Origin of the sequence: Bradyrhizobium sp. ISRA464 (assembly GCF_029910095.1) — a bacterium.
Lineage (GTDB): Bacteria > Pseudomonadota > Alphaproteobacteria > Rhizobiales > Xanthobacteraceae > Bradyrhizobium.
Genome location: NZ_CP094526.1, coordinates 7,394,630 through 7,411,345, shown reverse-complemented (window position 1 = coordinate 7,411,345; position 16,716 = coordinate 7,394,630). Strand labels below are relative to the sequence as shown.

Annotated in this window: 17 protein-coding genes and 1 pseudogene; 11 read left to right on the top strand and 7 right to left on the bottom strand. The window is 64.8% G+C overall.

Annotation, left to right across the window (positions count from 1 at the left end; all coding sequences use genetic code 11):
• Positions 1–4: 4 nt before the first annotated feature.
• From MTX19_RS34255 to MTX19_RS34225, 7 genes and pseudogenes are all read left to right on the top strand, one after another.
• On the top strand, positions 5–874 hold the full coding sequence (locus MTX19_RS34255; RefSeq protein WP_280981152.1) for a metal ABC transporter permease: 870 nt from the start codon (positions 5–7) through the stop codon (positions 872–874).
• 5 nt (positions 875–879) lie between these two features.
• Positions 880–1,752 (top strand): metal ABC transporter substrate-binding protein, encoded by an 873-nt coding sequence (locus MTX19_RS34250; RefSeq protein WP_280981151.1) that lies wholly within the window; start codon positions 880–882, stop codon positions 1,750–1,752.
• A gap of 53 nt (positions 1,753–1,805) precedes the next feature.
• Positions 1,806–2,852, top strand: a complete 1,047-nt coding sequence (locus MTX19_RS34245; RefSeq protein WP_280981150.1) for a GTP-binding protein — start codon at positions 1,806–1,808, stop codon at positions 2,850–2,852.
• The gene (locus tag MTX19_RS34240; protein WP_280981149.1) at positions 2,852–3,868 is read left to right on the top strand and encodes a WD40 repeat domain-containing protein; all 1,017 of its coding nucleotides are present in this window, start codon (positions 2,852–2,854) and stop codon (positions 3,866–3,868) included. Before MTX19_RS34245 ends, MTX19_RS34240 begins: the two co-directional genes overlap by 1 nt.
• 30 nt (positions 3,869–3,898) lie before the next feature.
• On the top strand, positions 3,899–4,615 hold the full coding sequence (locus MTX19_RS34235) for an MgtC/SapB family protein (protein ID WP_280981148.1): 717 nt from the start codon (positions 3,899–3,901) through the stop codon (positions 4,613–4,615).
• Positions 4,616–4,691: 76 nt separating this feature from the next.
• On the top strand, positions 4,692–5,024 hold the full coding sequence (locus MTX19_RS34230) for a hypothetical protein (RefSeq protein WP_280981147.1): 333 nt from the start codon (positions 4,692–4,694) through the stop codon (positions 5,022–5,024).
• Positions 5,025–5,146: 122 nt separating this feature from the next.
• Positions 5,147–5,889: pseudogene (locus tag MTX19_RS34225) on the top strand (acetoacetate decarboxylase).
• A gap of 63 nt (positions 5,890–5,952) precedes the next feature.
• Here MTX19_RS34225 and MTX19_RS34220 read toward each other — a convergent pair.
• The 6 genes from MTX19_RS34220 to MTX19_RS34195 form a co-directional block, all read right to left on the bottom strand.
• Positions 5,953–7,395 (bottom strand): homospermidine synthase, encoded by a 1,443-nt coding sequence (locus tag MTX19_RS34220; protein ID WP_280981146.1) that lies wholly within the window; start codon positions 7,393–7,395, stop codon positions 5,953–5,955.
• 40 nt (positions 7,396–7,435) lie between these two features.
• Complete coding sequence (locus MTX19_RS34215) at positions 7,436–7,825, bottom strand: RidA family protein (protein ID WP_280981145.1); 390 nt, start codon at positions 7,823–7,825, stop codon at positions 7,436–7,438.
• Between the two features lie 78 nt (positions 7,826–7,903).
• On the bottom strand, positions 7,904–8,071 hold the full coding sequence (locus MTX19_RS34210; protein WP_280981144.1) for a hypothetical protein: 168 nt from the start codon (positions 8,069–8,071) through the stop codon (positions 7,904–7,906).
• A gap of 14 nt (positions 8,072–8,085) precedes the next feature.
• Positions 8,086–8,697, bottom strand: coding sequence for an N-acetyltransferase (locus tag MTX19_RS34205; RefSeq protein ID WP_280981143.1), 612 nt, complete (start codon positions 8,695–8,697; stop codon positions 8,086–8,088).
• 128 nt (positions 8,698–8,825) lie between these two features.
• Positions 8,826–9,968: a type III PLP-dependent enzyme gene (locus MTX19_RS34200; RefSeq protein WP_280981142.1), complete on the bottom strand. Its 1,143-nt coding sequence runs from the start codon at positions 9,966–9,968 to the stop codon at positions 8,826–8,828.
• A gap of 655 nt (positions 9,969–10,623) precedes the next feature.
• Entirely contained in the window at positions 10,624–10,878 is a 255-nt protein-coding gene (locus MTX19_RS34195) for a hypothetical protein (RefSeq protein WP_280977981.1), read from the bottom strand.
• 135 nt (positions 10,879–11,013) lie between these two features.
• Here MTX19_RS34195 and MTX19_RS34190 point away from each other — a divergent pair, with 135 nt between their 5' ends.
• The 3 genes from MTX19_RS34190 to MTX19_RS34180 are packed head-to-tail and all read left to right on the top strand — an operon-like array spanning position 11,014 to position 14,853.
• Positions 11,014–13,089, top strand: a complete 2,076-nt coding sequence (locus tag MTX19_RS34190) for a M3 family metallopeptidase (protein ID WP_280981141.1) — start codon at positions 11,014–11,016, stop codon at positions 13,087–13,089.
• A 10-nt stretch (positions 13,090–13,099) separates the two neighbouring features.
• On the top strand, positions 13,100–13,738 hold the full coding sequence (locus MTX19_RS34185) for a DUF1007 family protein (RefSeq protein WP_280984975.1): 639 nt from the start codon (positions 13,100–13,102) through the stop codon (positions 13,736–13,738).
• A complete protein-coding gene (locus tag MTX19_RS34180; protein ID WP_280981140.1) occupies positions 13,735–14,853 on the top strand; it encodes a nickel/cobalt transporter in 1,119 nt (372 codons plus the stop codon). Before MTX19_RS34185 ends, MTX19_RS34180 begins: the two co-directional genes overlap by 4 nt.
• 170 nt (positions 14,854–15,023) lie before the next feature.
• Here MTX19_RS34180 and MTX19_RS34175 read toward each other — a convergent pair whose 3' ends face one another.
• Entirely contained in the window at positions 15,024–15,422 is a 399-nt protein-coding gene (locus tag MTX19_RS34175) for an MAPEG family protein (protein ID WP_280981139.1), read from the bottom strand.
• An 85-nt stretch (positions 15,423–15,507) separates the two neighbouring features.
• Between MTX19_RS34175 and hemH the strand changes: the two genes are divergently transcribed.
• Positions 15,508–16,545, top strand: a complete 1,038-nt coding sequence (hemH, locus tag MTX19_RS34170; RefSeq protein WP_280981138.1) for a ferrochelatase — start codon at positions 15,508–15,510, stop codon at positions 16,543–16,545.
• The last annotated feature ends 171 nt before the right edge of the window (positions 16,546–16,716 follow it).

Below are 16,716 nucleotides of genomic sequence, written 5' to 3'. Positions count from 1 at the left end.
TGCCATGATCTACGATGCGCTGATCGGCCCGTTCACTGAATTCGAGTTCATGCGCCGCGCGCTCGCGGCCGTGATCGCGCTGTCGCTCGGCGGCGCGCCGATCGGCGTGTTCCTGATGCTGCGGCGGATGAGCCTGGTCGGCGACGCCATGGCGCATGCGATCCTGCCGGGGGCTGCGATCGGCTTCCTGCTGTCGGGGCTCAATCTGTTTGCGATGACGACCGGCGGCCTGATCGCGGGCTTTGCCGTGGCGCTGCTCGCGGGCCTCGTCGCCCGCAACACCGAATTGAAGGAAGACGCTTCGCTCGCAACTTTCTATCTCGTCTCGCTCGCGCTCGGCGTCACCATTGTTTCCATCAAGGGCACCAATATCGACCTGCTGCACGTGCTGTTCGGCAACATCCTGGCGATGGACGACCAGACGCTGCTGGTGATCGCCTTCAACGCCACCCTCACGCTTCTGGTGCTCGCGGTGATCTACCGTCCGCTGGTGATCGAATGCGTCGATCCGGTGTTCCTGCGCACCGTGAGCCGGGCCGGCGCGCCGGCGCATCTCGCCTTCCTCGCGCTGGTCGTGATCAACCTCGTCAACGGCTTCCATGCGCTCGGCACGCTGCTCGGCGTCGGGCTAATGATCCTGCCTGCCGGCATCGCGCGGTTCTGGTCGCGCGACATCACCACGATGATCTGCATCGCGGTCGCCAGCGCCATGCTGTCGGGCTATGCCGGGCTCGTGCTGTCGTATCAGACACGGATTCCGTCCGGCCCGGCGATCATCCTGGTGGCGGCGGGGCTCTATGTCGCCTCGCTGCTGTTCGGCAATGTCAGCGGACTGGTGCGGCAGCTCTTCCCCGGCCGGCATCTCGAGGCGTGACGGCGATGCGCAAGTTGGTGGGGATGATCGGTCTGGCACTGGTGCTGGCGAGCGGTGCGGCGCGCGCCGAGGGACGCATCAACGTCGTTGCGAGCTTCTCGATCCTTGCCGACATGGTCCGGAATGTCGGAGGTGACCGCGTCAATGTCATTGCACTCGTCGGGCCCGACGGCGACCCGCATGTCTACGCGCCGACGCCCGCGGACGCGAAGAAGGTCGCCGACGCCCGCCTCCTGGTCATCAACGGCCTCGGCTTCGAGGGCTGGCTGCCGCGGTTGCTGCAGGCTTCCGGCAGCAAGGCGCCGATCACGGTGGCGACCAAGGGCATCATGCCGCGGAAGATGGGCGGCCATGACGATTCGCATGCCTGGCAATCGGTGGCCAACGCGAAGATCTATGTCATCAATATCCGCGACGGGCTGATCGCCGTGGCCCCCGACCAGGCCGACGTCTTCAAGGCCAATGCCGACGCCTATCTGGCCAAGCTGGAGGCACTCGACCGTGAGGTGCGCGAGGCGGTGGAGAAGATACCGCAGGAGCGGCGCAAGGTGATCTCCACCCACGACGCCTTCGGCTATTTCGCCGACACCTACGGGGTCACATTTTTCTCGCCGCTCAGCGTCTCCACGGATGCCGAGCCCAGCGCGCGCGATATCGCCGCTATCATCGCCCAGATCAAGGTTGCGAAAATTCCGGCAGTTTTTCTCGAAAATATCAGCGATCCGCGCCTGATCCGGCAGATCGCCGCCGAGACCGGCGCCAGGATCGGCGGGACCCTTTACTCCGACAGTCTGACGGGCGAAAACGGCGACGCCCCCACTTACATTGACATGGTCAGGCACAATATAAAGGCCCTGACCAGCGCGCTCGCCGACTAGGGCAGGGGCCTCCCTGCCTGGGTTGAGCGCCTTTCAAGTTCCTCGGAGTTGTTATGGCTGAAGCATCGCAAAAGATTCCTGTGACCGTGCTGACGGGCTATCTCGGCGCCGGGAAGACCACGCTTTTGAACCGCATCCTGTCGGAGAACCACGGCAAGAAATACGCCGTGATCGTCAACGAATTCGGTGAGATCGGCATCGACAACGACCTCATCATCGGCGCCGACGAAGAAGTGTTCGAGATGAACAATGGCTGCGTCTGCTGCACCGTGCGCGGCGACCTCGTCCGCATCATGGACGGGTTGATGAAGCGCAAGGGCAAGTTCGACGCCATCATCGTCGAGACCACGGGGCTTGCCGATCCGGCGCCGGTCGCGCAGACCTTCTTCGTCGACGAGGACGTGCAGAAGAATGCCCGGCTCGATGCCGTCGTGACGGTAGCCGATGCCAAATGGCTGAGCGATCGCCTGAAGGACGCGCCCGAGGCCAAGAACCAGATCGCCTTCGCCGATGTCATCGTGCTGAACAAGACCGATCTGGTCTCGAAGCCCGAACTCGCCGAGGTCGAGGCCCGCATCCGCGGCATCAACCCCTATGCCAAGCTGCACCGCACCGAGCGTTGCCAGGTGGGGCTGACCGATGTGCTGGAGCGCGGCGCATTCGATCTCGACCGCATCCTGGAGATCGAGCCGGACTTCCTCGAGGCCGACGACGATCACGATCACGATCATCACCATCACGACCATGATCATCACCACCATCATGATCACGACCATGGCAGGCTGAAGCACTATCACGACGAGGACATGCACTCGCTGTCGCTGCGCTCCGAGAAGCCGCTCGATCCGACCAAGTTCATGCCGTGGCTGCAGCAGCTCGTCGCCACCGAGGGCCAGAAGATCCTGCGCTCGAAGGGCATCCTCGCTTTCACCGGTGATGACGACCGCTACGTCTTCCAGGGCGTCCACATGATGTTGGAGGGCGATCACCAGCGGAAATGGAAGGACGGCGAGAAGCGCGAAAGCCGGGTCGTGTTCATCGGTCGCGATCTGCCCGAACAGGCGATCCGCGACGGCTTCGAGCAGTGCATCACCACGTGATGAGCGATTTCGACGCGCCCGACGGGCCCTCCATCGTTTCGATCACCGACCGCGTCAAGCTGCTCCCGCTCGGCGCGGCCGTCGGTTCGGTGCATTTCCTCGGCGACCGCGCGTTCTTCGTCGGCGCGGAAGAAAGCGTGGCGATCGCGACCGCCGATGGCGAGATCACCCGCGTGCAGACGCATTTCGGCGCCATCCTGTGCGCGGCGTCAGACGGCAAGCGGCTCGTTACCGGCGGTGACGACGGCAAGCTGATCGTAACAGACGCGAAGGGCGAGACCTCGACGATCGCGACCGACGCCAAGCGGCGCTGGATCGACAACGTGGCGCTGCATACCGACGGCACGGTGGCGTGGTCGGCGGGCAAGACCGCCTTCGTCCGCAGCCTCAAGGGCGAGGACAAGAGCTTTGAGGTGCCGTCGACGGTCGGCGGGCTCGCCTTCGCGCCGAAGGGGCTGCGGCTCGCGATCGCGCATTACGGCGGCGTGACGCTGTGGTTTCCCAACATGGCCGCCAATCCGGAATTCCTAGAATGGGCCGGCTCGCACCTCGCCGTCACCTTCAGCCCGGACAACAAATTCCTTGTCACGGCAATGCACGAGCCCGCGCTGCATGGCTGGCGGCTCGCCGACAACAGGCACATGCGGATGAGCGGCTATCCCGGCCGCGTGCGCTCGATGTCATGGAGCGCCGGCGGCAAGGGGCTCGCGACCTCGGGCGCCGATACCGTGATCGTCTGGCCGTTCACCAGCAAGGACGGCCCGATGGGCAAGGAGCCGGCGATGCTGGCGCCGATGCCGGCGCGGGTTGCTGTGGTCGCCTGCCATCCGAAGAACGACATCATGGCGGTCGGCTACAGCGACGGCACGGTGCTGATGGTCCGGCTCGAGGACGGCGCCGAGATCCTGGTGCGGAGGAACGGCGGCGCGGCGGTCTCGGGGCTGGCGTGGAATGCCAAGGGCACGCTGCTCGCCTTCGGCGCGGAAGATGGTGACGCGGGCATTCTGGAAATGTAAGAGATCGCGGCATCCAGCCGGGCAGGTGCCATGCGATTTCTTGCGACGTTTCAGACCGCCGACTTCATCGACACCCTGATCAGTCTGGCTTCTGCCTTCGTGCTCGGCACGCTGATCGGGGCGGAGCGGCAGTACCGGCAGCGTACCGCGGGCCTGCGCACCAATGTGCTGGTCGCGGTCGGCGCTGCCGCCTTCGTTGACCTCGCGATGCACCTCGCGGGTGCCGACGGCGCGGTGCGGGTGATCGCCTATGTCGTGTCGGGCATCGGCTTCCTCGGCGCCGGCGTCATCATGAAGCAGGGCATGGACGTGCGCGGCCTCAACACTGCGGCGACGCTGTGGTCCTCGGCCGCGGTCGGCTCCTGCGCCGGTGCCGACCTGGTCGCGCAGGCGGTGGCGCTGACCGTCTTCGTGATCGCCGGCAACACGCTGCTGCGTCCGCTCGTCAATGCCATCAACCGCATCCCGCTCGACGAGAAGGCCTCGGAGGCGACCTATTACGTCAAGGTCGCGGTGACCACGGAGGCGCTGCCCGCGATGCGCGACCGCCTGGTGGAGAAGCTCGAAGCGGCGAGCTATCCGGTCGCCGACGTTGCCGTGGTCGAGGTCAGTGACGGACTTCTGGAGATCGTTGCGACGCTGGTCTCGACAGCGATCGATCCGAGCGAGTTGAATACCGTCGTCGCCGATCTCGAACGTCAGCCCGGCGTGCGTCACGCGACCTGGGAAAGCAACACTGCGGACTGAGTTCCAGGGGTCTGACGCCACGGAACCATGCCGTAGCAGGATCGTTGACGTCGTGTACAAGTCGCGAGTTGACGAGATGGCTGCGGATCATACCAGGCGAACGTTGCGCAAGGACATGCTGATCGCCGCCGGGCTGGTGGCGGCAGGCGTCGCGATATCGGGCCTTTCGCTGCGCGAGATCTACGCGACCGCTCCCGAGCACATGGCGCAGGCGACACAACCGCTGAAGCCTTCGCCGGAGCCACAGAAGACCGCGCCGCCGGCGGAATCGAAGCCCGGTGGCGAGCGTCCGACCACGCCGGCGCCGCAGCCGGCACATCCGGACCCTAACGCGCAGAAGGAGGGCGCCAAGCCGGTGCTGCCGCCGGCGCCCGCAGAGAAGACCGCGCCGCCGATCAAGCAGAAATAGGCCGCTCGCGAGCCCGCGCATTGTGACGCGCATTTGACGATCGATGCCGATTTTCCGGTCTCGCCTCGGCCGTTCGCCCGCCCCATAATCCGGCGTCACAGCAACGCCAGATGGGGCATTCCATGAAGATCGAGGACGTCAGGCGCAACGCCTATTCGATGCCGCTCACCACAACCCGTCGTTCCCGCCGGGGCCCTACCGGTTCTTCGACCGCGAATATTTCATCATCACCTACAAGACCGATCCGGAGGCGCTCGCGGCCATCGTGCCGGAGCCGCTCGAGGTTGCGGAGCCGGTGGTGAAGTACGAATTCATCCGCATGCCCGACTCGACCGGCTTCGGCGACTATACCGAAACCGGGCAGGTGATCCCGGTCCGCTTCAGGGGGGAGGAGGGCGCCTACACCCACGCGATGTACCTCGACGACGAAGGCCCGATCGCCGGCGGGCGCGAGCTGTGGGGATTTCCGAAGAAGCTGGCGCGGCCCAAGATCGAGGTCGAAAGCGACGTGCTGGTCGGCTCGCTGCATTACGGCTCGGTGCTCTGCGCCTCCGCGACCATGGGCTACAAGCATCGCAAGATCGACCACGACACTTTATTGGACGCGATGAAGGTCCCGAACTTCATCCTCAAGATCATTCCGCACGTCGACGGCAGCCCGCGGATCTGCGAGCTCGTGCGCTTTTACCTCGAGGACATCACGCTGAAGGAAGCCTGGACCGGCCCGGCCGCGCTCGGCCTGTTTCCCCACGCGCTCTGCGATGTCGCCCGCCTGCCGGTGCGCGAGGTGGTCTCGGCGCTGCACTACCGGGCGGATCTGACGCTCGGTCTCGGCAGTGTGGCGTTCGATTACATGGCGAAATAGGTCATGAAAAGAAAATGCCCGGCGCGAAGCCGGGCATTGTGATCGATCGACTGCGCTTCGCGATCAGCGCACCAGAACATTGCGGAACTGCCAGGGATCGCTCGTATCGATATCTTCCGGAAACAGTCCCGGACGATCCGTCAGCGGGGTCCAGTCGGTGTAGAAACCCTTCACAGGGCCGAGATACGGCATCTGGATTTCCAGCAGACGATCGAAATCCATCTCGTCGGCTTCGACGATGCCTTCGTTCGGGTTTTCCAGCGCCCACACCATGCCGCCGAGCACGGCGGAGGTCACTTGCAGGCCGGTGGCGTTCTGATAGGGCGCGAGTTTGCGGGTCTCTTCGATGGAGAGCTGCGAGCCGTACCAGTAGGCATTGTTGTCATGGCCGAACAGCAGCACGCCGAGTTCGTCGATGCCGTCGACGATTTCGTTCTCATCGAGGATGTGGTGCTTTTCCTGCATCTTCGTTGCGCGGCCGAACATTTCATGCAGCGACAGCACGGCATCGTCAGCCGGATGATAGGCATAGTGGCAGGTCGGCCGATAGATCACCGTGCCCGATGCGTCGCGCACCGTGAAGTAGTCGGAGATTGAGATCGATTCATTGTGGGTGACGAGGAAGCCATACTGCGCGCCGCGGGTCGGGCACCAAGTGCGCACGCGCGTGTTGGCGCCGGGCTGCATCAGATAAATGGCGGCGCCGCAGCCAGCTTCGTGGGTACGCGCATTCTCGGGCATCCATTTTTCATGGGTGCCCCAACCGAGTTCGGACGGCTGGACGCCTTCCGACAGGAAACCTTCCACCGACCAAGTGTTCACGAAGACGTCCGGCTCTTTCGGCGACTTGGAGCGCTGGGTGTCGCGTTCGGCGATGTGGATGCCCTTGACACCAGCTTGCCGCATCAAGTCCGCCCATTCGGCTTTGGTCTTCGGCTTGGGAGCATTGAGCTTCAGATCAGCGGCGACATTGAGTAGCGCCTGCTTGACGAAAAAGGAGACCATGCCGGGATTGGCGCCACAGCACGAGACGGCCGTCGTCGAGCCCGCGGGGCGCGCCTTCTTGGCGGCCAGCGTCACTTCGCGAAGGGCGTAGTTGGAGCGGGCTTCCGGGCCCTTCGAAGAATCGAAATAGAAGCCGAGCCAGGGCTCGTTGACGGTATCGATATAAAGAGCGCCAAGTTCGTTGCAGAGCTCCATGATGTCGGTAGAGCCGGTATCGACCGAGAGATTGACGCAAAAACCCTGGCCGCCGCCTTCAGTGAGCAGCGGGGTCAGTAAGTCGCGATAATTGTCCTTGGTCAGGGCCTGCTGGATGAACCTTACATTGTGCTTCTCGCAATGTGCCTTGCGGCCCTCGTCCTTAGGATCGATCACGGTGATGCGCGACTTGTCATAGTCGAAATGGCGCTCGATCAAAGGCAAGGTGCCTTTGCCGATCGAGCCGAAGCCGATCATGACAATGGGGCCGGAAATTTTCGCGTGGATCTGCGAGGAGGGGCTCATCATTTTCTCCAGGAGAGTGCCTAGCGGCGGGTAGAGTGAATCAGGGGTTGCGTCGCTTCGCGGTGACTTCGATCTCGACCTTCATCTCGGGCTTCAGGAGCCCCGCGACGATCAGCAGCGTCGCCGCCGGGCGGATGTCGCCGAGAACCTCGCCGCAGACCGCGAAATGGGCGTCCGCGCCGTTGACGTCGGTGAGGTAGTAGGTCGCGCGGACGATGTCGGCCATCGCGAAGCCGCCCTCCTTGAGGGCTGCCTCGATGGTCTTGAAGCAGTTGCGTGACTGGCTCGTGACATCATCGGGCATGGTCATCGTGGCGTAGTCGTAGCCGGTGGTTCCGGCGACGAAGGCGAAGTCGCCGTCGACCACGGCGCGGCTGTAGCCGGCAGTCTTTTCAAAGGGCGACCCTGTGGAAATCAGGCGACGGGGCATGTTCGGACCTCGACTGAAAGGGGGCTTGGCGCGGGGTTTACGGGCAATCTGCGCGCCCGCGCAACCCCCGGGGCCAGTTCAGCGCGACTGCTGCGTGGTGTCGGGTGGCGACGGCGGCGTGGCGGCCCAGCGCCGCACCAGGATGTCCCTGACGATCATGACTGAAATCAGGACCAGCATGACCGTGGTGACGAGGCTGCGCAGGCGCGGGCGCGCGACATCGGTTGCGGGAAGGTTCTCGGACATGGCGACCGGGCTCCTCAGGCCGCGTGCGGCACGGCGAGCGGTGCCTCCCGGTTGCGGGCGCGGGATGCCTTGGCCTTGGGCAGCAACGCGCCGGTCGGCGTGATCATGCCCCAGGCGCCGTCGAGGGCGCCGTCAACGAGCTCGATTGCGAGCAGCCGCTCGCGCTCGAACGCGCCCGGCAGCGAGAGCGCGCCGGTCTTGGCGGTCGAGAAGCCGAAGCGGGCGTAATAGGGGGCATCGCCGAGCAGGATCACCGCGCCATGGCCGCGCGCCTTGGCGACAGCCAGCGCGCGCTGCATCAGCGCAGCGCCGACGCCGAGGCCGCGACAGTCGTCGTCAACTGCCAGCGGCCCCAGCATCAGCGCGCTGCGGCCCCCCGCGCTGACGTGCCACAACCGCACGGTTCCAACCAGCCGGCCGTCCTGGCGCACGGCCGACAGGCTCAGGCCTGCGGCAGGCGCGCGTCCGTCACGCAGGCGCTGGCAGGTGCGCGTATGGCGGTTCTCGCCAAAGCAGGCATCCAGCAGCGCTTCGCGCGCGACGACGTCCGATGCCCGCTCCGCACGGATCGCGAACGGAGCGGCATTCCGGATGAGGGCAACGGGGGTGTTCCGTTTTGCAGTCATGGCACGTCAGTCCCCGCTTGCAACGGCATGGGTACGCCGCGGCAAGCGTCGTTCGGAGATTCGAAAATGGTCAGGGAAGGAGCCGGCGGGCCGGCTCCCGGTTCGTCAGGCCTCGAACAGGAGGCGGATCAGATGTGGTAGGTCTTCAGCGGCGGAATGCCGTTGAACGCCACCGACGAGTAGGTCGACGTATAGGCGCCGGTGCCTTCGATCAGCAGCTTGTCGCCGATCTCGAGCGTCACCGGGAGCGGATACGGCAGCTTCTCGTACAGCACGTCGGCGCTATCGCAGGTCGGACCTGCGAGCACGCACGGCGTCATGTCCGCCCCGTCATGCGAGGTGCGGATGGCGTAGCGGATCGATTCGTCCATGGTCTCGGCGAGACCGCCGAACTTGCCGATGTCGAGATAGACCCAGCGCACCTCATCCTCGTCGCTCTTCCGCGAGATCAGCACGACCTCGGTCTCGATGATGCCGGCATTGCCGACCATGCCGCGGCCCGGTTCGATGATCGTCTCCGGGATCTGGTTGCCGAAATGCTTGCGCAGCGCGCGGAAGATCGACCGGCCGTACTGCACGACCGGGGGGACGTCCTTGAGATACTTGGTCGGGAAGCCGCCGCCCATGTTGACCATGGTCAGGTTGATGCCGCGCTCGGCGCAGTCGCGAAACACGGTCGACGCCATGGCGAGCGCGCGGTCCCACGCCTTCACCTTGCGCTGCTGCGAGCCGACATGGAACGAGATGCCGCACGGATCGAGCCCGAGGCGCTTGGCGAGGTCGAGCACCTCCACCGCCATCTCCGGATCGCAGCCGAACTTGCGCGACAGCGGCCACTCGGCGCCGGCGCAGTCATAGAGGATGCGGCAGAACACCCGGGCGCCGGGAGCGGCACGAGCGACCTTCTCGACCTCGGCGGCGCAGTCGACCGCGAACAGCCGAATGCCGAGCGCGAAGGCGCGCGCGATGTCGCGCTCCTTCTTGATGGTGTTGCCATAGGAGATGCGGTCCGGCGTCGCACCAGCGGCCAGCGTCATCTCGATCTCCGCGACGGTGGCGGTGTCGAAGCAGGAGCCGAGTGAGGCGAGCAGCGACAGCACCTCGGGCGCCGGGTTCGCCTTCACCGCGTAGAACACGCGGCTGTCCGGCAGCGCCTTGGCGAAGCTCTGATAGTTGTCGCGCACGACTTCGAGGTCGACGACGAGGCACGGCTCGGTGTCGAGGCCCTCGCTGCGGCGGTTGCGCAGGAATTCCTGGATACGTTCAGTCATGGCACTCTCCAACGGCCCCAGCGACGGGGATCCGCTCAACGTGACGTCGGATAAGAGCGCTTTGGCCGTGTCGCGCGATGGAGGCGCAACGAAGCCAAAAAACTCAAACCAGACTGTGCTGCCGTGGATTGGTTGGGAGAGTCTCCCGCCCGCTCACCTGGCAATGAAGGACAAGCCTTTTCAGTAGCCCGCGCCGGCGTTGGACTGCCGGTAGAGACCAAAAAAGCCCGATCCGTCGTTGCTTTAAGTCGCGTCCCCCGTGGAGAGCGGGGTGCGCCGGTTCGCCTCCGGCTGCCAGTCACGGTTGCAAGGAGTGGCGAGACCTTCAACGGCATCCCTGGAGAGAGATGCTGGCCGCCTGCTCGGCGACCCTCGGTTCTTCCATCCCTTGGCGGCTGTCCGGCCTCTTGTCCGGATACCTACCGACTGACACACGACCACAGGCACGTGCGAAATTGGGCAAGCGAGGAAATAAGTCTTTTGACTTTGTCGCGCAAGATTTTTTTTGCGATAGCGACAAATTTCCCTAACGCGCGCTTGCGATCTCGCGCGTGTCGCTCGCTTCAGCGTGTGGAAGATGAACAGCTGTTAAGAATGACTAACGAAGCGTGTGCGTTTTAGCCTTGTGCCGCAGCGCTTTCTTGAATCGCTGATCTCACGCGCGACGCGTGAACGGCTCGACGCGCTGAGCGGCGCGGACGAAGGCGATCATGATCAGGACGCCGATGCCGAACAGCACGGCTTGCACGATGTGTGCGCCGACGTCGTTCAGCCCGAACAGAATCGCGAGCGCCCAGCCGCCGGCGAACGCCGCGCCGAACACTTCCGCGCCGATCAGGATCGCCGCGGAGATCACGGTGATAACGCTCGGCCAGACGATGGTGCGGTTGCCTGAGGTGGAGGGCTGCATGGTCATGGAATAGGTCCTGTTCAGGGGGCGCAATCTCTCCGAAAAGTGCCCATCTATCAAGCGCAAAAGGCCCAAAAATGCCGTATCGCGTGATATAGACTTGCTGCATTTTCAAGGCGAAAAACGGAACATCTGATGTCAGAAACCAGCGCGCAGGCTCAGGCCAACCCCCTCCTGAAGGCGTGGCAGACGCCGTTCGAGACGCCGCCCTTTGCCGAGATCGAGCCGGAGCATTTCCTCCCTGCTTTCGAGCAGGCCTTCGCCGACCATTCGGCCGAAATCGCTGCAATCACGCATGATCCGGCGCTGCCCGACTTTGCCAACACGATCACCGCACTGGAGCGCTCCGGCAAGCTGCTGTCGAAGGTCTCGGCCGTGTTCTACGACCTGGTCTCGGCCCATTCGAACCCGGCGATTCTCGAGATCGACAAGGAGGTGTCGCTGCGGATGGCGCGGCACTGGAATCCGATCATGATGAACGCTGTGCTGTTTGGCCGCATCGCCATGCTGCACGAGAAGCGCGCCTCGCTCGGCCTGACCGGCGAGCAGATGCGGCTCCTGGAGCGCACCTACACCCGCTTCCGCCGCGCCGGCGCTGGCCTCGACGACGCCGCCAAGGCGCGGATGGCTGAAATAAACGAGCGCCTCGCTCATCTCGGCACCTCCTTCAGTCACCATCTGCTCGGCGACGAGCAGGAGTGGTCGATGGAGCTCGGCGAGGGCGACCTCGCCGGCCTCTCCGACACATTTGTGGCGGCCGCCAAGGCTGCGGCAGCAGCGCGCGGCAAGCCCGGCAAGGCGATCGTGACGCTGTCGCGCTCCTCGGTCGAGCCGTTCCTGCAGAGCTCGGCTCGCCGCGACCTGCGCGAGAAGGTCTACAAGGCCTTCATCGCCCGCGGCGACAACGGCAACGCCAATGACAACAACGAGACCATCGTGGAGATCCTTTCGCTCCGCGAGGAAAGCGCCGGGATCCTTGGCTACCCGACCTACGCCGCCTACCGGCTCGAGGATTCCATGGCCAAGACGCCCGGGGCCGTCCGCGGCCTGCTGGAGCGGGTCTGGAAGCCGGCGCGCGCGCGGGCGCTCGCGGATCGCGACGCGCTGCAGGAACTGATCGCGGAGGAGGGTGGCAATTTCACCCTCGCGCCCTGGGACTGGCGCTACTACGCCGAGAAGCTCCGGCAGCGGCGGGCCAATTTCGACGATGCCGCAATCAAGCCCTATCTGGTGCTCGACCACATGATCGAGGCGGCGTTCGACTGCGCCACCCGCCTGTTCGGCGTCACCTTCGAGGAGCGCAAGGATATCCCGGTCTGGCACCCCGACGTGCGGGTCTGGGAGGTCAAGGACCGCAGCGGCAATCACAAGGCGCTGTTCTACGGCGATTACTTCGCCCGGCCCTCGAAGCGCTCCGGCGCCTGGATGACCTCGCTGCGCGACCAGCAGAAGCTCGACGGCGACGTCGCCCCGCTGGTCATCAATGTCTGCAACTTCGCGAAGGGCGCGGACGACTCGCCGTCGCTGTTGTCGCCGGACGACGCGCGGACCCTGTTCCACGAGTTCGGCCACGGTCTGCACGGCATGCTCTCGGACGTGACCTATCCCTCGCTGTCGGGAACCTCCGTGTTCACCGATTTCGTCGAGCTGCCGTCGCAGCTCTACGAGCACTGGCAGGAGCGGCCCGAGGTGCTGCAGCGCTTCGCCCGGCACTACCAGACCGGCGAGCCGTTGCCGGACGACCTGCTCAAGCGCTTCCTCGCCGCGCGCAGGTTCAACCAGGGCTTTGCCACCGTGGAGTTCGTCTCCTCGGCGCTGGTCGACCTCGAATTCCACACCCAGCCGGCCGCGGCCAGCCGCGACGTCCGGGCGTTCGAGAAGCAGGAGCTGGAGAAGATCGGCATGCCCGCTGAAATCTCGTTGCGGCACCGCCCGACCCAGTTCGGCCACATCTTCGCGGGCGACCATTATGCTTCGGGCTACTACAGCTACATGTGGTCGGAGGTGATGGACGCGGATGCGTTCGGCGCCTTCGAGGAGGCCGGCGACATCTTCGATCCCGCGATTGCCAAGCGGTTGCATGACGACATCTACTCGTCCGGTGGCTCGCGCGATCCCGAGGAAATCTATGTCGCCTTCCGCGGCCGTGAGCCCGAGCCGGACGCGCTGCTGCGACGTCGCGGCCTGCTTGAAACGCCTGAGGCGGCCTGAGGTGGCGCCGATCCTGCGCCGCATTGTCGGCTGGCTCGTGCTGACGGGGACCGTCCTGCTCGGCACGGCCGCCGCTTCTGCCCATCCCCATGTCTGGATCACGGCGAGGAGCGAGCTGATCTACGCCCCTGACGGCACCATCACCGGGGTCCGCCACGCCTGGACCTTCGACGACATGTTCTCGACCTATGCGCTGCAGGGCATCGAGGCCAAGACCAAGGGCACTTACAGCCGCGAGGAGCTGGCGCCGCTGGCACAGACCAATGTCGAGTCGCTGAAGGAATACGCCTATTTCACCTTCGCCAAGGCCGACGGCAAGAAGCAGAAGTTCACCGAACCGGTCGACTACTTCCTCGAATACAAGGACACGGCACTGACCTTGCACTTCACGCTGCCGGTGAAGACGCCGTTCAAGGCCAGGCAGCTCGCGCTCGAAGTGTTCGATCCGACCTACTTCATCGACTTCCAATATGCCGACAAGGATCCGGTCAAGCTGGTCGGCGCATCGGCCGACTGCAAGATGCAGTTCGAGCGGCCGAATGACGGCACCGCTGCCGCGCAGAAGCTCGGCGAGCAGAACTTCCTGGACGGCGGCAACGGCAATTTCGGCATGATGTTCGCCAACAAGATCACGGTGGAGTGTCCATGACGCCAATGCTCGCCCGCATGATGCGCGGCCTCGCCATCTCCGGCGCCGTGCTGGGTGCGGTGGTGCTGCTCGATGCCGCGGGCCACGCGCTGCTGGCGCAGAATCCGTTCGGCGCGCCGCGCGCGGCCGAGCCGCAGGGCGGGCTCGTCGGCTGGCTGCTCGCCAAGCAGTCGGAATTCTACCGCGAGATGTCCGCGACCATCCGCGCCGCCAAATCCGACGGTTCGGCGGTCTGGACGCTGCTTGCGATCTCCTTTGCTTATGGGATCTTCCACGCCGCAGGGCCCGGCCACGGCAAGGCGGTGATCTCGTCCTATCTGGTCGCCAATCGCGAGACCGCCCGCCGCGGCATCGTGCTGTCGTTCGCCTCGGCGCTGCTGCAGTCGCTGGTCGCTATCGTCGTCGTCGGGATCTGCGCCTGGCTGCTCAATGCCACGGCGAAGACCATGTGCGGGGCGGAGAAGGCGATCGAGATCGCGAGCTACGCGCTGATCGCGGCGTTCGGCGCCCGGCTGCTCTGGGTCAAGGGCCGCGGCCTGATCCGGGCACTGCAGGTGCCGCGCCCGGCGCTGGCGATGGCAGGCGCCCGTCAGCATGGTCACGGCGACCACGCCCATGAGCACGACCAGCACCATCACCACGCCCACGAGCATCACGATCACGATCATCATCATGGGCATGATAACGGCCATAACCACGATCACGACCCGCACCACGTCCATGACGAGCATTGCGGCCATTCGCACGGGCCGACGCCGGTGGAGCTCGCCGGTCCCGGCGGCTGGCAGCGCGGTCTGAGCGCGATTGTCGCGGTCGGGATCCGGCCGTGCTCTGGCGCGATCCTGGTGCTGGTGTTCGCGCTGGCGCAGGGCCTGTTCTGGGCCGGCATCGCCGCGACCTTCGTGATGGGGCTCGGCACCGCCATCACCGTTGCGGCGATTGCCATCGTGGCGGTGTCGGCACGCGGGATGGCCGAGAAGCTCAGCACCGCGCGCGATGGCGGCGGCATGCTGATCATGCGCGGCCTGGAGTTTGTTGCCGCCGCGCTCGTGCTGCTGTTCGGGCTGGGCCTGTTGTTCGGCTACGTCGCGGCCGAACGAGTGACGTGCCTCTAAAGTCACCTCGCCCCGCTTGCGGGGAGAGGTCGGATCGCGAAGCGATCCGGGTGAGGGGGTACAGGTCTCACCACTTTCACGATTCGTGGAAAGCAGCCCCTCACCCAACCCTCCAAGAGCGAGCTTCGCTCGTCTCGACCCGGTAAGAACGGGGAGAGGGAGAAGGACCCTCAACCCGTCAAATACCCCCGGATCGCCGGCAGGAAGAAGATCGCGATGTTGATCGCGAAACCGATGCTCCACAGGATCGAACGCAGCGTCGGCCGGTTGCCGATATAGGTGAAGACGTAGGCGATGCGCATGATCAGGAACAGCACGGCCAGCTCGTCGATCAGCCGCAGATGGCCGAGGCGAAACTCGGCAAGCAGCACGGCGACGGCAAAGAACGGAAAGGCCTCGAGGCCGTTCTGGTGGGCGCCGAGCGCCCGCGACCGGATCGGGTCGTCGTAGAACTCGGGGGCGCGCGGCCGGGAATTGTCGAAACGACGGAAGCCGATCCATTTCACGGATGCGATCGTCAGGAGCGAAAGCATCAGCGTCCCGAAGACGCACCATTCGGCGACCGTCATGGTTCCTCCCCTTTTCAGAGCGGAACGTAGCCAACCCGCACTCGGCTTGACAAGGTTGGAGCAACGCGCGAAGCCCAAGGTCATCATGAGCACGGTCATTCCCTTCGGAAGTGCGAAGCGGGCCGCGGAAGCGACGCCCGAGCGCGTCGGCGTGCTGTTGGTCAATCTCGGCACACCGGATACGGCCGACGCCGCGGGCGTGCGGGTCTATCTCAGGGAATTCTTGTCCGATCCGCGGGTGATCGAGGATCAAGGCCTGCGCTGGAAGCTGATCCTCAACGGCATCATCCTGCGCGTCCGTCCGCGCAGCAAGGCGCGCGACTACCTGAAGATCTGGAACGTCGAGAAGAACGAGTCGCCACTGAAGACGATCACGCGCTCGCAGGCCGAGAAGCTTGCGGCCGATATCGCCGATCACGGGCACGTCACGATCGACTGGGCGATGCGCTACGGGAATCCGTCGATCCAGTCCCGCATCGAGGCGCTCGCCGCGCGCGGTTGCAGCCGCCTCCTGGTCGTGCCGCTCTATCCGCAATATTCCGCCGCGACCTCGGCAACGGTCTGCGACGAGGTGTTTCGTGTGCTGGCCGGCATGCGCGCGCAGCCGATCCTGCGGGTGACGCCGCCTTATTACGACGACCCCGCCTATATCGAGGCGCTGGCGCAGTCGATCAATGCGCATCTGGCTGGCATGCCGTTCCAGCCCGAGATCATTCTCGCGTCCTTCCACGGCATGCCGAAGGAGTATGTCGAGAAGGGCGATCCCTATCAGGCTCAGTGCATCGCAACGACGGACGCCTTGCGCAAACGGCTCGGGCTCGAAGCGTCGAAGCTGATCCTCACCTTCCAGTCGCGTTTCGGTAACGCAGAGTGGCTACAGCCCTATACGGACAAGACTGTCGAGAAACTGGCAAAGGATGGCGTGCGGCGGATCGCCGTGGTCATGCCCGGCTTCTCCGCCGACTGCCTGGAGACACTGGAAGAGATCGCGCAGGAGAATGCCGAAATCTTCAGGCACAATGGCGGCGAGCAGTTCGCCGCGATCCCCTGCCTCAACGACAGTGACGGCGGCATGAACGTGATCCGCCAGCTGGTGCTGCGCGAGCTGCAAGGCTGGATCTGATCGTTAACGACTGGATCTAGATTGTTAACGATCCATGACGCTGGACACGCCGCGTCCGTTCAGCCTTCATACATCTGGCAGCCCGCAAGACCGCTCCCTACGTAATGGTCAAAAGAACAGCCGGCTGAACCGGCGCAGCAGTCCTGCCGACCAATGCACGGACCGCGCCCG

Excerpts from the sequence above, each read along its gene's own strand:
- MTX19_RS34255 (WP_280981152.1), top strand. The coding sequence starts at position 5 with ATGATCTACGATGCGCTGATCGGCCCGTTCACTGAATTCGAGTTCATG.
- MTX19_RS34250 (WP_280981151.1), top strand. The coding sequence starts at position 880 with ATGCGCAAGTTGGTGGGGATGATCGGTCTGGCACTGGTGCTGGCGAGC.
- MTX19_RS34245 (WP_280981150.1), top strand. The coding sequence starts at position 1,806 with ATGGCTGAAGCATCGCAAAAGATTCCTGTGACCGTGCTGACGGGCTAT.
- MTX19_RS34240 (WP_280981149.1), top strand. The coding sequence starts at position 2,852 with ATGAGCGATTTCGACGCGCCCGACGGGCCCTCCATCGTTTCGATCACC.
- MTX19_RS34235 (WP_280981148.1), top strand. The coding sequence starts at position 3,899 with ATGCGATTTCTTGCGACGTTTCAGACCGCCGACTTCATCGACACCCTG.
- MTX19_RS34230 (WP_280981147.1), top strand. The coding sequence starts at position 4,692 with ATGGCTGCGGATCATACCAGGCGAACGTTGCGCAAGGACATGCTGATC.
- MTX19_RS34220 (WP_280981146.1), bottom strand. The coding sequence starts at position 7,395 with ATGAGCCCCTCCTCGCAGATCCACGCGAAAATTTCCGGCCCCATTGTC.
- MTX19_RS34215 (WP_280981145.1), bottom strand. The coding sequence starts at position 7,825 with ATGCCCCGTCGCCTGATTTCCACAGGGTCGCCCTTTGAAAAGACTGCC.
- MTX19_RS34210 (WP_280981144.1), bottom strand. The coding sequence starts at position 8,071 with ATGTCCGAGAACCTTCCCGCAACCGATGTCGCGCGCCCGCGCCTGCGC.
- MTX19_RS34205 (WP_280981143.1), bottom strand. The coding sequence starts at position 8,697 with ATGACTGCAAAACGGAACACCCCCGTTGCCCTCATCCGGAATGCCGCT.
- MTX19_RS34200 (WP_280981142.1), bottom strand. The coding sequence starts at position 9,968 with ATGACTGAACGTATCCAGGAATTCCTGCGCAACCGCCGCAGCGAGGGC.
- MTX19_RS34195 (WP_280977981.1), bottom strand. The coding sequence starts at position 10,878 with ATGCAGCCCTCCACCTCAGGCAACCGCACCATCGTCTGGCCGAGCGTT.
- MTX19_RS34190 (WP_280981141.1), top strand. The coding sequence starts at position 11,014 with ATGTCAGAAACCAGCGCGCAGGCTCAGGCCAACCCCCTCCTGAAGGCG.
- MTX19_RS34180 (WP_280981140.1), top strand. The coding sequence starts at position 13,735 with ATGACGCCAATGCTCGCCCGCATGATGCGCGGCCTCGCCATCTCCGGC.
- MTX19_RS34175 (WP_280981139.1), bottom strand. The coding sequence starts at position 15,422 with ATGACGGTCGCCGAATGGTGCGTCTTCGGGACGCTGATGCTTTCGCTC.
- hemH (WP_280981138.1), top strand. The coding sequence starts at position 15,508 with ATGAGCACGGTCATTCCCTTCGGAAGTGCGAAGCGGGCCGCGGAAGCG.